Source organism: Cyanobium sp. ATX 6E8, from assembly GCF_024346335.1.
Lineage (GTDB): Bacteria > Cyanobacteriota > Cyanobacteriia > PCC-6307 > Cyanobiaceae > Cyanobium_A.
The window spans coordinates 1-13,654 of the sequence record NZ_JAGQCT010000027.1 but is presented as its reverse complement, the minus strand read 5'-3'; the positions used below and the strand labels follow the sequence as shown (position 1 = coordinate 13,654).

General features: G+C 61.1%; 21 protein-coding genes and 1 pseudogene. 14 read left to right on the top strand and 8 right to left on the bottom strand.

Annotation, left to right across the window (positions count from 1 at the left end; all coding sequences use genetic code 11):
- The 6 genes and pseudogenes from KBY70_RS13940 to KBY70_RS13915 form a co-directional block, all read left to right on the top strand.
- Nucleotides 1-206 (top strand): annotated as a pseudogene (locus KBY70_RS13940) (hypothetical protein); the annotation flags it as partial.
- A 98-nt stretch (nt 207-304) separates the two neighbouring features.
- Nucleotides 305-1,159 (top strand): galactose mutarotase, encoded by an 855-nt coding sequence (locus tag KBY70_RS13935; protein ID WP_094561773.1) that lies wholly within the window; start codon nt 305-307, stop codon nt 1,157-1,159.
- A gap of 1,223 nt (nt 1,160-2,382) precedes the next feature.
- On the top strand, nt 2,383-2,766 hold the full coding sequence (locus KBY70_RS13930; protein ID WP_409996072.1) for a hypothetical protein: 384 nt from the start codon (nt 2,383-2,385) through the stop codon (nt 2,764-2,766).
- A 71-nt stretch (nt 2,767-2,837) separates the two neighbouring features.
- Nucleotides 2,838-3,464, top strand: a complete 627-nt coding sequence (locus KBY70_RS13925; protein ID WP_254988909.1) for a siphovirus Gp157 family protein — start codon at nt 2,838-2,840, stop codon at nt 3,462-3,464.
- Nucleotides 3,465-3,551: 87 nt separating this feature from the next.
- Entirely contained in the window at nt 3,552-4,319 is a 768-nt protein-coding gene (locus tag KBY70_RS13920; protein WP_254988908.1) for an RAD52 family DNA repair protein, read from the top strand.
- Nucleotides 4,320-4,388: 69 nt separating this feature from the next.
- Nucleotides 4,389-4,607, top strand: coding sequence for a DUF433 domain-containing protein (locus KBY70_RS13915; RefSeq protein WP_094561669.1), 219 nt, complete (start codon nt 4,389-4,391; stop codon nt 4,605-4,607).
- A 36-nt stretch (nt 4,608-4,643) separates the two neighbouring features.
- Here the strand turns inward: KBY70_RS13915 and KBY70_RS13910 are convergent, their stop codons facing one another.
- From KBY70_RS13910 to KBY70_RS13900, 3 genes are read right to left on the bottom strand one after another with little or no spacing between them, the layout of a single operon-like run.
- A complete protein-coding gene (locus KBY70_RS13910) occupies nt 4,644-4,817 on the bottom strand; it encodes a type II toxin-antitoxin system HicA family toxin (RefSeq protein ID WP_198953907.1) in 174 nt (57 codons plus the stop codon).
- Entirely contained in the window at nt 4,818-4,997 is a 180-nt protein-coding gene (locus KBY70_RS13905) for a type II toxin-antitoxin system HicB family antitoxin (protein ID WP_254988907.1), read from the bottom strand.
- Between the two features lie 60 nt (nt 4,998-5,057).
- Nucleotides 5,058-5,252: a hypothetical protein gene (locus KBY70_RS13900; protein ID WP_094561667.1), complete on the bottom strand. Its 195-nt coding sequence runs from the start codon at nt 5,250-5,252 to the stop codon at nt 5,058-5,060.
- A 70-nt stretch (nt 5,253-5,322) separates the two neighbouring features.
- On the opposite strand from KBY70_RS13900, the gene KBY70_RS13895 reads away from it, so the two are divergent.
- From KBY70_RS13895 to KBY70_RS13880, 5 genes are all read left to right on the top strand, one after another.
- Entirely contained in the window at nt 5,323-5,550 is a 228-nt protein-coding gene (locus KBY70_RS13895; protein ID WP_094561666.1) for a DUF433 domain-containing protein, read from the top strand.
- 90 nt (nt 5,551-5,640) lie between these two features.
- Nucleotides 5,641-5,874 (top strand): DUF5615 family PIN-like protein, encoded by a 234-nt coding sequence (locus KBY70_RS14610; protein ID WP_409996073.1) that lies wholly within the window; start codon nt 5,641-5,643, stop codon nt 5,872-5,874.
- A 122-nt stretch (nt 5,875-5,996) separates the two neighbouring features.
- The gene (locus KBY70_RS13890; RefSeq protein ID WP_094561664.1) at nt 5,997-6,281 is read left to right on the top strand and encodes a galactose oxidase; all 285 of its coding nucleotides are present in this window, start codon (nt 5,997-5,999) and stop codon (nt 6,279-6,281) included.
- 10 nt (nt 6,282-6,291) lie between these two features.
- A complete protein-coding gene (locus tag KBY70_RS13885) occupies nt 6,292-6,573 on the top strand; it encodes a DUF1651 domain-containing protein (RefSeq protein WP_094561663.1) in 282 nt (93 codons plus the stop codon).
- An 80-nt stretch (nt 6,574-6,653) separates the two neighbouring features.
- The gene (locus tag KBY70_RS13880; RefSeq protein ID WP_254988911.1) at nt 6,654-6,953 is read left to right on the top strand and encodes a hypothetical protein; all 300 of its coding nucleotides are present in this window, start codon (nt 6,654-6,656) and stop codon (nt 6,951-6,953) included.
- A gap of 440 nt (nt 6,954-7,393) precedes the next feature.
- Here KBY70_RS13880 and KBY70_RS13875 read toward each other — a convergent pair whose 3' ends face one another.
- From KBY70_RS13875 to KBY70_RS13865, 3 genes are read right to left on the bottom strand one after another with little or no spacing between them, the layout of a single operon-like run.
- Complete coding sequence (locus KBY70_RS13875) at nt 7,394-7,948, bottom strand: DUF4236 domain-containing protein (protein WP_094561661.1); 555 nt, start codon at nt 7,946-7,948, stop codon at nt 7,394-7,396.
- Nucleotides 7,949-7,951: 3 nt separating this feature from the next.
- The gene (locus tag KBY70_RS13870) at nt 7,952-8,230 is read right to left on the bottom strand and encodes a hypothetical protein (protein WP_254988906.1); all 279 of its coding nucleotides are present in this window, start codon (nt 8,228-8,230) and stop codon (nt 7,952-7,954) included.
- A gap of 48 nt (nt 8,231-8,278) precedes the next feature.
- Nucleotides 8,279-9,052, bottom strand: coding sequence for an SIMPL domain-containing protein (locus KBY70_RS13865; protein WP_254988905.1), 774 nt, complete (start codon nt 9,050-9,052; stop codon nt 8,279-8,281).
- Nucleotides 9,053-9,450: 398 nt separating this feature from the next.
- On the opposite strand from KBY70_RS13865, the gene KBY70_RS13860 reads away from it, so the two are divergent.
- The gene (locus tag KBY70_RS13860) at nt 9,451-9,810 is read left to right on the top strand and encodes a hypothetical protein (RefSeq protein ID WP_254988904.1); all 360 of its coding nucleotides are present in this window, start codon (nt 9,451-9,453) and stop codon (nt 9,808-9,810) included.
- 460 nt (nt 9,811-10,270) lie between these two features.
- Here the strand turns inward: KBY70_RS13860 and KBY70_RS13855 are convergent, their stop codons facing one another.
- Nucleotides 10,271-10,795 carry an ISAs1 family transposase gene (locus tag KBY70_RS13855; RefSeq protein WP_254988903.1) on the bottom strand — a complete coding sequence of 175 codons (525 nt, stop codon included), beginning with the start codon at nt 10,793-10,795 and terminating at the stop codon, nt 10,271-10,273.
- Between the two features lie 2 nt (nt 10,796-10,797).
- On the bottom strand, nt 10,798-11,415 hold the full coding sequence (locus tag KBY70_RS13850) for an ISAs1 family transposase (RefSeq protein WP_254988902.1): 618 nt from the start codon (nt 11,413-11,415) through the stop codon (nt 10,798-10,800).
- A 461-nt stretch (nt 11,416-11,876) separates the two neighbouring features.
- Between KBY70_RS13850 and KBY70_RS13845 the strand changes: the two genes are divergently transcribed.
- The gene (locus KBY70_RS13845) at nt 11,877-12,347 is read left to right on the top strand and encodes a hypothetical protein (protein ID WP_254988901.1); all 471 of its coding nucleotides are present in this window, start codon (nt 11,877-11,879) and stop codon (nt 12,345-12,347) included.
- A 35-nt stretch (nt 12,348-12,382) separates the two neighbouring features.
- Nucleotides 12,383-12,829: a hypothetical protein gene (locus KBY70_RS13840; RefSeq protein WP_254988900.1), complete on the top strand. Its 447-nt coding sequence runs from the start codon at nt 12,383-12,385 to the stop codon at nt 12,827-12,829.
- Nucleotides 12,830-13,654 lie beyond the last annotated feature (825 nt).

The window sequence follows — 13,654 nt, the reverse complement described above, 5'->3', positions numbered from 1 at the left end:
CCGTTTTCAGCTTGCGGATGATCTGCTCCGCGGTGTGCCTGGTGCGTTTCATGGTGAAGTCCCCGGCCCAGTCTGGCCGGCTGAGGACTCTCATTCACCCTGGACCGATTGCCGGGGTCCACGTCATGATCGCCTGGATCTTCACGGTGGTGAGCACCGGCAGCATCCTGCTGATTGCCTGGCTGGTGCTGCGGCCTCGGCCGTGATGGATGGCCGGGGCTCAGCAAAGATGTTCCCCGAAGGGGGCATCGCCTGCAGCAGGCAGGCGGCAGAGTGGGTTCGACTCCCATCAGCCCTGACCACCATGCCTCTCTGTCAGCGCGACCTTCCCTATCCGCATTGGGAGTTCAGCGATCCCGACAGCGGTGATCTGCTGCGGGTGGTGCCCGAGCGCGGCGGCCTGATCAGCGGCTGGCGCTGCGGCGACCGGGAGGTGGTGTACCTCGATCTGGAGCGCTTCCACGATCCTGCCCAGTCGGTGCGAGGCGGTTTCCCGGTGCTGTTTCCGATCACGGGTGGGCTGCCGGACAACCAGCTGCCCCTGCCCCAGGGCACCTTCACCATCGGCCAGCACGGCTTCGCGCGGCAGTTGCCCTGGCAGATGGAGCCCCTGGCGGATGGCCGCGGCGTGGCCCTGGAGTTGCGCGACACAGAGGAGACGCTCCAGGCCTATCCCTTCCAGTTCCTGCTTCGCATGGAGGTGCGGCTTGATCCTGGTGCCCTGGAAATCGGCACCACGGTGAGCAACCGCAGTGGAGCACCGATGCCGTTCAGTTTTGGGCTTCACCCCTATTTCAATCTCTCCAGCCTGGAAGAGGTGCGCTTTGAGGGGCTGCCGGACGAATGCCTGAACCACCTCACGATGGCGCCTGCTGCCACCGCTGAGCAGATGCAACGGTTGGCCCAGGGCATCGATCTGCTGGTGCGTCCCACCGGGCCGGTGCGGCTGGTGGATGAGGCGGCCGGCGCCACGCTTGAACTGCAGCTCAGCCATCCCTTCGATCTGGTGGTGCTCTGGACGGAACCGCCCCGCCCGATGGTGTGCATCGAACCTTGGAGTGCTCCGCGCCAGGCCCTGCTGAGCGGTGATCGCAGGATCGAGTTGGCGCCCGGTGCCAGCACCGAGCTCCACACGCGCTACGCGTTGATTCGTGCCTGATTCAGACCCTGCCTGAGAGCACCACCACGGCAAACAACACGGCCACCAGCAGAAGCTCGCTCACTGTTGTGTCCATGGTGTGCTCCAGTGGCGATCCGCGCTTCAGTGTCGAGGACTGGGGTCAATGCCGCGCCCCCATCTGGGGGGAATGCCGCCCAAGCGCCAATGAGGGGCTCAACCAAACGATCGGCTCGTGCAACACGCCCTATTCCCCAGGCGGTGCGTGATGCCACCCCAACTTCAGGATTTTGAGACTTTTGTCGCCTCGCCTGGAAACGCCCCCTGTGTGATTCGAACACACGACCGGCTACTTAGAAGACTCTGGTTGCAAACGCCAAGACTTGTTGCTGTAACTGATGTTTAGTGTCCGGCTGCCTTGGGTGTGAGAAGGAATGTGAGAAGGTTTGGGGTCTCAGGGCCCTTGGAGCTCGTCAGGAAGGGTCTGGATATCGAGCAGCTGCTTGTAAGGCGGCTGCTCGCTGGGGCAAGCGAGGCATTGCACGAGCGCGGTGGTCCTTATTGATGGGAAGGGCTGTTCCCTTGAATAAGCCGGCGGCGTATTCAAGGATTGTCGAGGTTCCGCGCGGCGCGAAGTTGCATTAAGGGCCTTCGGTTGTCCAGACCAGCTTCGTTCTACGGACGCCGCAGTGCTCCGGTCGGCGACGGCCGTCCTTCAGCGTGCCACGGCTGCGCAGTGGCCTGCATCGGCCAGCCGCCGCCGCCCTTCGCTCCGGGGCCGGTGATGGGTTGGCGGGCTTGGTCGCTCTCCCGCGGCTGCGGTGGCCAGGCAGCTGGTTGCCGGTGGGCGGCAGGGGTGAGGCCCCAGTTTCTTTGCACGGCTGCGCGGCCATTGTTCTGTTCGGCCTTGATCTGAAGGTCTTGATCCTCAGCAATCCAGGGCTACTGCATGGAGCTCCGCTTTGCATAGATCCATTGCCCTGCAGCGCTTCTACCCTGCTTAAAGTGCATTTGTACTGGTAGAATAAGGGCTGCGCCAAAGGCCCCAAGCCCATCGCCTGCGGCAATCTCATCCCCTGATCTCGCCATCGCGGCCGCATATCTCTGAGCGGTTCTGATGCCCCGATCAGTTGTCACTTTCGGCAACTGATTCCATGGTTATTTCTCACTGTTCCAGGTTGAGTTACGCCCCGGCTCGCTCGCTTGTGATCGCAGCAGGAGGCGGCCGTGATCTGGTCTGGTCCCATCAGCGGGTTGCCGCTGAGATGCTCGCCTGCGCTGGCGGCCGGCCGGTGCATCTGCTCCTCCATGGCGGCGCCCGCGGCGCTGATGCCGCCATCGGCCGGGCTGCCCATCAGCTGGGTTGGTCCTCTCTGGTGATGCCGGCCCAGTGGCAGCGCCACGGCCGGGCCGCTGGGCCGATCCGCAATCGCGAGCTGCTCGAGCAGGCCATTGCCCGAGCCGAGGACCACACATCTCCTGGCTACCAAGTCTCCGTGCTGGTGGTGGCCTTCCCGGGTGGTGCCGGAACGGCCTCGCTGGTGCAGCAGGCCCGCCGCATGGCCTCCCGCTCCCCCGTGCCGATCGCAGTGGTGGAGGTCAGTCCATGGGCTGGGCTCTGTGCCGCTCCCGCCGCCGCCCGTTCCTGAGCCCCCAGCACAAGCCTTCCGCGCCACTGGCGCTGCGTTCCGTTCCCACATTCTTCATTCCTCACTTCGTCATGGCTGTTCTCACTCCCACCCCCACCCCTGCTCCGGTCGCCGAGTCGGCACCGTCAGCGGTAGGCCCGGCCTGCGCCCTGCAGCGTTCCGGCTCCCTTTGGCAGCTGGGCATCGAGGCCCAGGAGCTCACCAGCGCCATCGGCCAGTTGGCCGAGCAGCTGGAAACCGATGACCTGGAGCAGCGCCAATCAGCTCTGGCCGAGCTGGAAGCGGCCCTGTTGGCAGAAGAGGGCAACAAGACAGCTCTGGCGGCCAAAGCCGATGCCACCTGCTGGGTGATCGAGCACCTGCGCGGCCAGGCCGCCTACCGCCAGCAGCAGGCCAAGCGCCTCAGCGATCTGGCTCGCTCCGATGCCGGCCGGGCCGATGCGCTGGAGGAGTCGCTGGTTTTTGTTCTCACCCAGCTGCAGCCGGCGGCCACCCGCTTCTCCTTCCCAAATCACGAGCTGAGCAGCCGCAAATCCCAGGCGGTGGTGATCGACGACGAAGAGCTCCTCGATCCCGAGTGGCTTGCTGTCAAAACCACCAGCCAGCCCGATAAGGCCGCCATCAAAGAAGCCCTCAAAGCAGGCCGTCAGATCACCGGCGCCCAGCTCCTCTCCCGCCGCTCCTGGCGCATCACCTGATGGCTACAGGCCGTTCCACCATGGGCCCGCAGCAGGAGCGGGCCCGCATTACTGCCTTCCGCATCCCACCTCACCCGGAGCACCTCCATGCGCACCACCGCCTTCTCCCCCGAACAGATCGCCGCCCTCTCGGCTCCGCTCGATCGTGCCAAGGTTCAGACCCGCAGCCAGGCCGGGCGGTCCCTGGCCTACCTGGAGGGTTGGCAGGCCATTGCCGAGGCCAACCGCATCTTTGGCTTTGACGGCTGGGAGCGTGAAACCATCGCCGTGCAGTGCGTCGCCGAACGAGAGCGTACCGTCGGCAGCAGCAACCGCGCCGGCTGGGGCGTCACCTACACAGCCCGGGTGCGCATCCGCGTCGGCGAAGTGATCCGGGAGGGCAGCGGCGCCGGTCACGGCATCGACGCCGACCTGGGCCAGGCCCACGAATCCGCCATCAAGGAGGCCGAGACCGATGCCATGAAGCGGGCGCTGATGACCTTTGGCAATCCCTTCGGGCTGGCGCTCTACGACAAACAGCAGCGGGAGGTCACGAATACCGTTGCCCCTCCACCCAGAAGCCCTGTGCCGTCATCGGCACCATCGCAACCGGTGCAGAGCACCGACCTGGCTGAGGCAGGGCTTGAGCCCCTTGATCCCGCCACCGTTCAAAAGCTTCTGGCCACAGTGCGGTGTTTGCCCCGCCCCGCTCTGGAAGGGTTCACCAAGGCATTCCGCAAACGCTTCCAGGTGCCGGCCGAGGTTCCCTCAATCGCCGATCGGATCTGCCAGCGCAGGCACCACGACTGGATTGAGACGTTTCTGGTGTCGCACCGGGAGGTGCGCCTGACAGATCAGCACCAGGCTGCGGCTTAAACGCTGAGGAGGAAGCAGCTCAATGGCATCGAGCTGCTTACCCTGATAGAGATCGGCCACGATGGGGCCATGCGCACGCAAACCGGACTCGGCTGGGCTGGCTGCACCGCGGTGGAGCAGGATCCGCAGCGCGTCAGTGGTGCCTGGGTGTTCCGCGGAACTCGGATCCCGGTGGCCGCTCTCTTCGAGAACCTGGAAGACGAAGTCTCCCTCGCTGAGTTTGTGGAGATCTTCCCCGGGGTGAGCCTGGAGCAGGCCTTGCTGGTGACCGAGGCATCCTCCACTTAGAGCAGGTCTCGGAATTGCTGAGGAGTCAGGCCTGCATCACGGGCGATGGAGCCCCTTGGTGATGGCGTTGATGGGGTCATGCCGAGGGATGACCAGCCTCCTTTCGCCATTGCTCAAGATCAGGTGGCCTGACTCCCGCACGATGCGGTAACCCAGCTTCTGGAATGCGCGAACAGCGTCTTTCTGGCTGATCCCGGGCAGGCGGGGCATTCAGATCGCCAGCTCCAGTGTCTCCACTTGCTTGATGCCGGCTTCTGCTGCCTCCACCTCAAGCCAAAGACCGATGGCCTCGCGGATGTTGGCCAGGGCTTCTTCCCGGTTGTCGCCCTGCGAATGGCACCCGGGCAGATCCAGGCAACTCACCGACCAGCCCTCCTCTGTCTCCAGCAAACGGATCCTGTACGACACCGCCCGGTCCTCATGCTGACTTGAACCTAGCCAGATCCAGCCTCAGCGCTGCAGCAGCCAGCGCAGCAATGACAGGCCGATGATCAGCCCGATGCCGGTGTTCCAGAGCCAGGACGGACGCGCCGCCAACCGCTCCAACCAAGCCGGCAGCTGATAGCGCCACTGCTCCAGCGCGAGTTCCGCCAGCAGCAGCACCAGCAGGGGGATGCCAATCGCCAGCACGAGTTCGCGGAGCATCGGCAGCTCTCCTCTGCCTGAACCGTATTCAGACCAAGGCAAACAGAGTGCTTCTTTCTACGATTGGCCCATGGCGTTCCCACTCATCAGCCACGACCCCGCCGTGATGAGCGGCAAGCCCTGCATCCGCGGGCTACGGATCACGGTGGGCACCATCGTGGGCTTGGTCGCCAGTGGAAACAGTCGGGAGCGCATCTTGCAGGCCTACCCCCTGCTTGAACCGGCAGACATCGATGCGGCTCTCGCCTACGCCGCCTGGCGCATGGAAGAGCGGGAAGAGGCTCTGGTCCTGAGCTGATGGCCAGACTCCTGGTCGACATGGCTGTTTCAACGCAACAGCCTGTCGACCGAATGGATCTCGCTCTTGCAGGCCGCCGGCCATGAAGCTGTGCGTTGGTCTGAGGTGGGCGACCCGAGGGCTCCTGATACGGCCCTGATGCAGTGGGCAGTCGCCAACGACTACGCCGTTTTCACGCACGACCTGGACTTCGGGACGATGCTCGCCCTCAGCGGAGTTAATGGTCCCAGCGTGCTCCAGGTGCGCTGCATCAACGTGCTCCCTGAGGCAATCGGCACCCTGGTTCTGTCGGTCCTTCGGTCGTATGCAACCGAAATGGAGTAAGGAGCGCTGGTGGTGGTCGATGAATGCCGCGCACGGGCGCGAATCCTGCCGCTGACCAGGCGGGGCTGAACCGCCACCAACCGCAACCGTGCTAGTACAGATGTACGCATGCGAGTTGGTTCATGGGCATCCCCCTCCCGCGGCCAGCGGCTCTGGCCGCCCGGCTCGAAACCCCAGTCGAGGAGTGGCCGTATCTCGATGAAGACGTGCTGCTCAAGACCCGCAGCCGCAAGGTCTGCATGACCTGCCATTGGTTTCGCCATCACGCCGGGGTGAACTGCATCCCGGTGCTCACCTGCCAGTTGCACCAGGGCCTGATCGCCCACGGCGAGCACCTCACCAGCCGCTGCCAGGGCTGGGCCGACGACATGGTGCGTCAGCAGGGTTGGGCGCCGGAGGTGGCCTGAGCAGCTCCTCATGCACGTCGGTGACAAGAAGCGCCCGCCACTCTCCCCGCAGGACGGGTGGATCAGCGACGGCCGCCAAGTGCTGCACTTCCAACCGCTGCGCTACGACCGCTGGAGTCAGGCGTTGGAGGTGACCCTCGGGGAGCTGATCCCCGGAGAGCCTGCGCCGCTGCTGAAGCGGCGCAGGGAGCTGACGCGGGAGCAGGCGATCAGGCTCTGGGTTCAGAAGCGGCAGCAGGGTTGGCGGGCCTGTTCGCCGCAATGGATTCCGCCGAGGCCGCTGCGGGCCTGAGCTACATCGGCATCGCTGCATCGCTCAGCCGCAGGTGCCGAGCCCCGCTCGCCAAAGTGCCGCCCCTCGTCTGTGTCGCCATGCCCCCCACCCGTGAGCAGATCCTTGCCGCTTCCGCCGGTTGGGTGGCGGTCGTGCTGAACGTGCTGCCGGGCCTGGGAGCCGGCTACCTCTATCAGCGCCGCTGGAAGGCGTACTGGAGGATCACCTCGGCCCTCGCCACCGCATGGTTTGTCGCTGGTGCCGTGCTGGGCCAGAACGCTGATGCCGCAGCAGAGACCAAGAACCAACTGCTGGGGCTGATCGGCCTGCTGGCCTTGGCCGGCGTCAGCGCCACTGAGGCCGGCCTCGCTGTGAAAAAGGTGCGTCAGGGCGGCTGACCCGATTCAGCACGCCAAACCTCCACCCTGCTCCCGTCTGGAGCCGGAGGCAATGCGTGTAATGGCCGATTGTGCGGGGAGGCAGGCGGCGCCAATCTGAGTTCAGAAATCAAGGAGGCGCCCAAAATGGACGACACGCCACCCCGCCAGTTACCAGAAGCACGCTGACTGCAGGCCCCTGCTCCAACAGTCTTCACCCAATCGTGGGCGGGTCGTTCAGCCGGGCAAGAGAGCAGCCTTCGCCGCTGATTCTCACCTTGTGCGCCTGACTGATCGACACTCCAACTGCACCGCTTTAGGTGCCCTCCGGAGAACCAATAGCCCCACACCTGGAATGTTCGGCCCCAGGTGCCAACGCCAGCAGCTTCGCCAGCCCATGCCACGCTCCAGCGTGTGATGACACGACGACCCCCGGGGCCCACCTCGGGGGTTTTGTTTTGTCAGCCCAACAATCGCTTCTCAGCCACCAGGCGCGCCGCCTCCTGCACCGCCTGGATGCAGCGCTGGGCGCGGCGTTTGGCATCATCCTGGCTCTGGGCCCGCAGCAGGTACCCCTCCATCGCCTCCGGGGTTTCGATCAAGGCCAGCAGACCCGCGGTTCGGGGCCCCAGGGAGTCATCGGCCAGCAGCCGGCACACGCTGCCGTGCTCCCACAGCAGGGCGCCGGATGATCCCGGTGCAAACAGTCCCTGCCGCAGCAGCGCTAGCAGCTCCTGTTTGAGAGCATCCAACTGGCCCGGCCGCAGGCGGCGGCTGTTGGGCAGCCCTTCCGCGCTCCCTGCAGGGATCACGGCTGCCCGTTCCGGCGTGTTCTCCACGCTCCAGCTCAGGCCAGTTCCCGGCACACCCACCGTGGTGCGCGCATCCCCACTTCGCGCGACGGGGATGTTGAACGAGGCGCCCCGGCCGCCCACCGAGATGGAGCTGAGCCCACCCTTGGCAAAGTTGAAGCGCAAGGGCCCCAGGCGAGCGGAGCGGCGGAAACGGAAGCCCATGGCTCAGCGACTCTTGACGCAGTAGCTGCCCGAGCTGAACCAACCCAACGGGCAGGAGTTGCCGGTCTTCTGGATCGCTTCCCGGTTGTTGCTGGGGCTGCTGAGGCAGTAGTTGCCCGAGCTATAAAACCCCAGCGGACAGCTGTTGCCGCTCTTCTCGATGGCGCCCCGAGTGTTGCTGCTCTTGCTGGGAACGCAGTAGCTGCCGGAGGCGTAGTAGCCGAGCGGACACCCGCCCACTTTCGGGATGGGTTGAATCGGCTGCTGGGCCAGGGCTGCCATGGGGGCGAGCGCCAGGAGTGACGGCATGAGTGCTGTTCTGGGCATGGTTCAGTCCACGCGGAAGGTCACGGCCATCACCGCCGTGATGTCCTTGTCGATGGTGCGGGTGTCATAGGAGCCGGTGTCGCTGGCCTCGGTGGAGTTGGGAGCGGTGATCTGGAAGGTGCCGGTATCCGCGTTGGTGATGGCGCCGATGCCGGTACCGGCCTCCCAGGCGATGGCGCGGGCGCGCGCTTTGGCGTCCTTGGTCGCCTTGGCGAGCATGTCGACCCGTTTCTCTCCGAGTTTGGTGAAGGTGTAGGCGGGCTCATTGATGGTGAGCGGCACGCCCTGGCCGATCAGTTGGCCGATCTGCCCCGAGATCTTGTAGATCTTGTCCACATTCCAGCTGCCGATCAGGATCGCCTGCTTGGTGGTCCAGGTGGTGGAGCGCAACTCACCGGTGCGGGGGTCGCGCACCTCCTCCTTTTCGGATTTCACCGAATCGAGCTCCATCTCATCGGGTTCGATGCCCTGAGCTTTCAGGAACGCCACCGTCTTCTGCACCGCTGGCTGGAGACCCTGATAGGAGACTTGCTGGCTGGGGCCGCTCTGGCTCACCTCCACGGACCAGTCGACGTAGTCGGAGGTGATCCGCTCGGTGCTGGCGCCGGTCACGGTGATCGTGTCATTGGCGTTGCGGATGCCCTTCACCAGCACGCCACTGGCTGTTGTGAGGCCAAGGCCGAGCACGGCCATCGCGAAGACCAGGGGTGGTGTGCGGTTGAGGAAAGCCCAGCTGGCTGAACCCCAAACCCGAAGCTGCTGGCGGTTAGGGAACATCCGAATGGGGCCATTCTGGCGAGGGTCAATCGGGTTCAAGGCTTGTGCAGCAGATCTCCAGAACCTATTCAGGGATCCGGCCTGTGGCCCCAAAGCTCGTGCGAAGAACCCATGCCCCAAGGCAAGGGTGGCAAACGCAAGACAACGCGAGTAGGGAGCCGGAATCAAGAACGGGGCATCAGCTGCCAACCTCGCCAGTGCTGGTTAAAGCTCAATCAGCTGCGGAGCACTCCTGGTCTCATGCATGGGAATGGCCTGCCTCCTTTGGCGGTGCACACACAGCAACGCTACGAGTGCTTGATCTATGCACGCACCGAATAGACACGCTGAGATCAGTAGCTTGACAAGATAGAGAAGGATGCCTAGAGTTAAATTACTATGGCATTCCTGTGTAGAGCATGAGTCAAGATCTGATCATTCAGCAGCTAGTGAATTCCGTCAAAAAAGAGCCACGCAACAAAATCATTATTAATGCCAGTCCCCTAGTCGCCTATTCAGCGGAAGAGCTTGAGAAAGAGGTTTCTGCTGCGCAATTGGCTGAGGCTCTCTCCCACTATGAAGACGGCGATGCCTCAGAAGATGATCAGAGTTTAGTGGACGCGGCAACAAGTCTCTGCCATCAAGTTGCCAACCTGTGCTGGGGAGAATGCGAAAGCGAAGAGGATGACGAATGGTCTGAAGTAGACATTTCGACCGAGTGGTCTGATTTTGACTCGGATAATCCCGAGGATCTCTTTGTGACCATCTATCAAGACTGAACAGCCTTGACACAAGATTGAGGCCATCAATATATTCCCAAAGCTGCTGAACCCAGTCATGGGCAATCTGGGTCGCTAACCACATTGTGCAAGAGCGATGAGATGGTGAAAGATTCTGCCAGGCCTGATGAGCTAAGCCCTTCTGCCCTGGGCTCCACTGTTAACACTTCTCGGCACCAATGAATCAGCTGCAAGAAGACATATTTAACGTGATCACCTCAATGGTCGCACTAGATGGCTTTGAGAGAATGTACCAAGACCATACCATTAGATATGGCCTCTTAAACTACATCGCTAAGTACAGCCTCGCTCGCGGCACCTATTTGGCTACAGAGGCTTTACTTGACTATCTCGACAGAAGCGGTTTCCTCAAGGATGGCAAGCTACGTCGCGGCCTGAAATCAAAAAAGAATAAGTTTACTTATGAGCAGCCTGCGTCCCCCGCAGTGGCAGGGCTGATTCAAAGTTTCAGCAAGCATCGGGGTTGTCGCCTCGCCATCGCCAGCAGTGCCGTGATGTCGTGCATCACCGCTTGCAATCCAGATCGAATCGACCGGAACCCGGCCAGGCGCAACAGGTTCAAGGCGGCGGTTCGCAGCGTGGCCATAACGCCGGCGCCATTGCCTCGGTAGCGGTGGGCGTCCTCATGGAGCTGGGTGTCCCTGATCCAGTGCCAGCCCTCGATACTCCAGCGGTCTCGCACCAGTTGCAGCAGGGCTTCTGGGGTGGTGCGCAGACTCGTGAGAAACAGGTGGGTCGCCTGAAAGGGCTTGCCGTCACGGGTGCCGCTGGCCGTGACTTCCATGATCCAGCTGGTGCCGATCCAGGCCTCACGGATGTGCTCTGGAGCCTGTTTGGCGCGCAGCGCCCAGGTGATGTTGCGACCGTGGCCGATCTCGTGATCCGTTGCCACAAAAGGGATGTGCCGCTTTCCCTGGAACTGAGATCGGATCTGACGATGCAACGTCTTCTGGTTGCCCTTCACGGTCAGCAGGAAGTCGGCCCCCTGCTCCTTGAGCTGCCGAAAAACGGGCGCTGGGTATGGAGTGCGTCCGCCTGGATGAGAACGCCCTCCAGATCCAGCTCACCGAGCAGCTGCCGCAGCACCGCCCGCTCGTGGTTTTCGCCGGTGGCGTAGCAGGCCTGGCTGATTGCCACACCGAGGGCAGCCGAATACAGCGTGACCTGGGCAATGAACACCGCGCCACCACCGGTTGTAGGCACGATCGACCCTCGCAAGGTCTTGCCGTCACACACCAGCTGATCGAGATCCGCTGCGCCACCGGGGATCTGGGCGATCGTCCAGTCACGGATCGCCGAGCAAAGGGCTGCCACGTTCACCTGGTGGAAGAAGTAGCGGAACGAGGAATCTGATGGCGGCCGACGCAGCTCCACGCCGAGTGCCTCGGTCAGGAGGCTGTGGTGGCGGATGGCAAAGCGCTCCAGATCCCGCAAGCTCTGGCAGCCGCTCAGGATTCCGAGCACGGCCACCAGCAGCAGATACCAAGCCGGAAACCGCACGCCGCGCCGCATCCGCGCGTCTGGGATCGACCTCAGATAGCTGATCAGGTCGAGATCGGTTGCGGCGGAGGCGCTTTCAAGCACAAGGAGGGGGCGATTCCGCCGACCTCAACCCATGCTGACAGCCCCGGCAAGGACGCCTGTGACAGACTTTGAATCAGCCCTGCCCGCAGTGGTGTAATTCCCCCGGCATCCCCACCCCGGCGTAGCCGGGGCTGGGCTCTCAGCTCTTACATCAATCGAGGGGACGCGGCTTGACTGCTGACTGAGCAAGGTCTAGGCTGTGCAAGTATTTGAGCCACTAGTTATGTCCAAAACTTGGGGCGCTTGGCTATTATGCTCCCGGCTATCTTTCCGCGGATGATACCGAGATTGGCGAGGAAGTAATTTCACAAGCACTCTCGGCAGTCGGCTTTGGAAGCGTAGATGAATTTAATTCATCTGTAGGCGCTCATGCTCGCGGCGAACTGCCTGAAGAGCTCCAAGTAAAACTAAAAGCAATCTTTCAAGAACCAGCATATTGTGATGAGGATGTCCCTGATCAGTTGACTGTCAGTGACGGCGTTGTGGCTTCTCTAGAGGAGCCGTTGGTTCTTCAATCCCCTTTTCGGCTTGCAGACGGTCATGAGCCTTTGGAGATTGGAATCTATGCAATGAGCATTGAGGACGAAGGCGGAACATACTCCATAAATCTCCGAGCAGGCGTATCTAGTGCAAAACTCTTTGAGGCCAGAAGTACAGAGCAGGAAGGTATCTGCTCTGTCCTCATTGATAAATTGGCATCTGGAAAATCAGACGATATTGATGACAAAGATCGAGAACTTCTGAAGGCCTATCTCGACAGCAATGGCGCCAACATCGACTTGGCGGTTGATGAAGACTTCATTGAAGAGCTGGGAATCCAGGTCAGATACATGGTGGAGTCAATCGGAATCTCGACCATTACATTCACTGACGAGGAGGGAGAGGAGATCGAGTTCTGGATTGAGGCAGAAGAGGAGATTGGCTTTAGCTAGTCACAGAGTTTATTAACCGCAGTTCTATTACATTCTTGATCAATGACGGGAAAGCAGCTGGTCGGTATTTGCGTTACAAGCTTGCCTTCGATCGCCTAGATGAAGCATTGGAAGATGGTTGGCTACTGGAGGCAATCTCTCTAGAAGAGAGCATCATCACAGATCGGTTACTGTCAATTATCGCATCGACAGAGCAGGCCGTTTCGAGCAAGCAGAGTCTTGGCAATCTTATCGCTCAGGCCAAGAAGTTAATGACTGGAAGTGGGTCGATAGTAGATGGTGATCTCTTCCACGAACTAGATCAATGGCGAGATGCTCGGAATGAGTGCGTACACGCCTTCTGCAAGTTGGACGAACACGCTTATGCGGATAACTCAGCAGAGATATTCAGCGAGAAGATGTGGGAGACAGCAAAGAAGGGACGAGAACTCGTTGACTTGGTCAAACACCTCTCACGCGAGGCCAAGACTGGCCCTCGTTAAGCGGGAATTGCTTCTTTCATGACGAGGAGCCTCTTGCTTCGTTTGCCTAACGCTGGCCATCACCTGCCCGCAGAGTGCCTTAGGAGAAGACCCCCAAAGGGCAAAGAGAATCTGCGGTGGCGGGTCAGGTGCATGGTTGTGTTAGGCGAGCTACCCAGAACAGACTATCGCTAGCACTACGAAATACCCGCGCAGGCTCAGCCAGATGACCGAAACAACAAAAGAAGTACATGTGCACTATTCCGCCTAGGTCTTAGTCTCGCTACCGTTCAAATAAATTGTTGCGCATTAACATGCATCAATGCTCATGAGAGAAAACCAATCTCGACAATTTTCTTTTTCAACATTTTCGATCACACACTTCTGCATTTATCCGACCTCAACTTCTCAATCTTTCAATGCATACCACAGAATCGAGAATGAATGCAATCGAGAAGTCTCTTATACATCTATGCAAGATGATAGGAAATGTTCAGATTGGAAGAAAGGAGCAATTCCCTTATGGCTGGAGAAATGCTGCCAAAGGAAGAACTGTTTGGCGAATCCTTGAAGAGCTAATAACTCAGAACATTGAACTTCACCACAGAGACTTGGGGTTCGCAGAAATCCAACCCGCAGCCTCGGAAGTAGGCGTCTATGATTTCCAGTGCCGCGTAGAAGGAGACGACTTGCCAGTGTATATCAATGTTAAGTCAGCAGTATGCGTTCAGGGGTCGGGACGCCCGGCCGCACGAATGCAAGCCTGATCACTCACTGCTGAGCGATCAGAGACTCTTCCTTGCTCGTTCTTCTTCCCTCAGGGATCGCTCAGCAGTGACGGCATCA

Coding starts and splice junctions, on each gene's coding strand:
- KBY70_RS13935 (WP_094561773.1), top strand. CDS start 305: ATGCCTCTCTGTCAGCGCGACCTTCCCTATCCGCATTGGGAGTTCAGC.
- KBY70_RS13930 (WP_409996072.1), top strand. CDS start 2,383: ATGCTCGCCTGCGCTGGCGGCCGGCCGGTGCATCTGCTCCTCCATGGC.
- KBY70_RS13925 (WP_254988909.1), top strand. CDS start 2,838: ATGGCTGTTCTCACTCCCACCCCCACCCCTGCTCCGGTCGCCGAGTCG.
- KBY70_RS13920 (WP_254988908.1), top strand. CDS start 3,552: ATGCGCACCACCGCCTTCTCCCCCGAACAGATCGCCGCCCTCTCGGCT.
- KBY70_RS13915 (WP_094561669.1), top strand. CDS start 4,389: ATGCGCACGCAAACCGGACTCGGCTGGGCTGGCTGCACCGCGGTGGAG.
- KBY70_RS13910 (WP_198953907.1), bottom strand. CDS start 4,817: ATGCCCCGCCTGCCCGGGATCAGCCAGAAAGACGCTGTTCGCGCATTC.
- KBY70_RS13900 (WP_094561667.1), bottom strand. CDS start 5,252: ATGCTCCGCGAACTCGTGCTGGCGATTGGCATCCCCCTGCTGGTGCTG.
- KBY70_RS13895 (WP_094561666.1), top strand. CDS start 5,323: ATGGCGTTCCCACTCATCAGCCACGACCCCGCCGTGATGAGCGGCAAG.
- KBY70_RS13890 (WP_094561664.1), top strand. CDS start 5,997: ATGGGCATCCCCCTCCCGCGGCCAGCGGCTCTGGCCGCCCGGCTCGAA.
- KBY70_RS13885 (WP_094561663.1), top strand. CDS start 6,292: ATGCACGTCGGTGACAAGAAGCGCCCGCCACTCTCCCCGCAGGACGGG.
- KBY70_RS13880 (WP_254988911.1), top strand. CDS start 6,654: ATGCCCCCCACCCGTGAGCAGATCCTTGCCGCTTCCGCCGGTTGGGTG.
- KBY70_RS13875 (WP_094561661.1), bottom strand. CDS start 7,948: ATGGGCTTCCGTTTCCGCCGCTCCGCTCGCCTGGGGCCCTTGCGCTTC.
- KBY70_RS13870 (WP_254988906.1), bottom strand. CDS start 8,230: ATGGCAGCCCTGGCCCAGCAGCCGATTCAACCCATCCCGAAAGTGGGC.
- KBY70_RS13865 (WP_254988905.1), bottom strand. CDS start 9,052: ATGTTCCCTAACCGCCAGCAGCTTCGGGTTTGGGGTTCAGCCAGCTGG.
- KBY70_RS13860 (WP_254988904.1), top strand. CDS start 9,451: ATGAGTCAAGATCTGATCATTCAGCAGCTAGTGAATTCCGTCAAAAAA.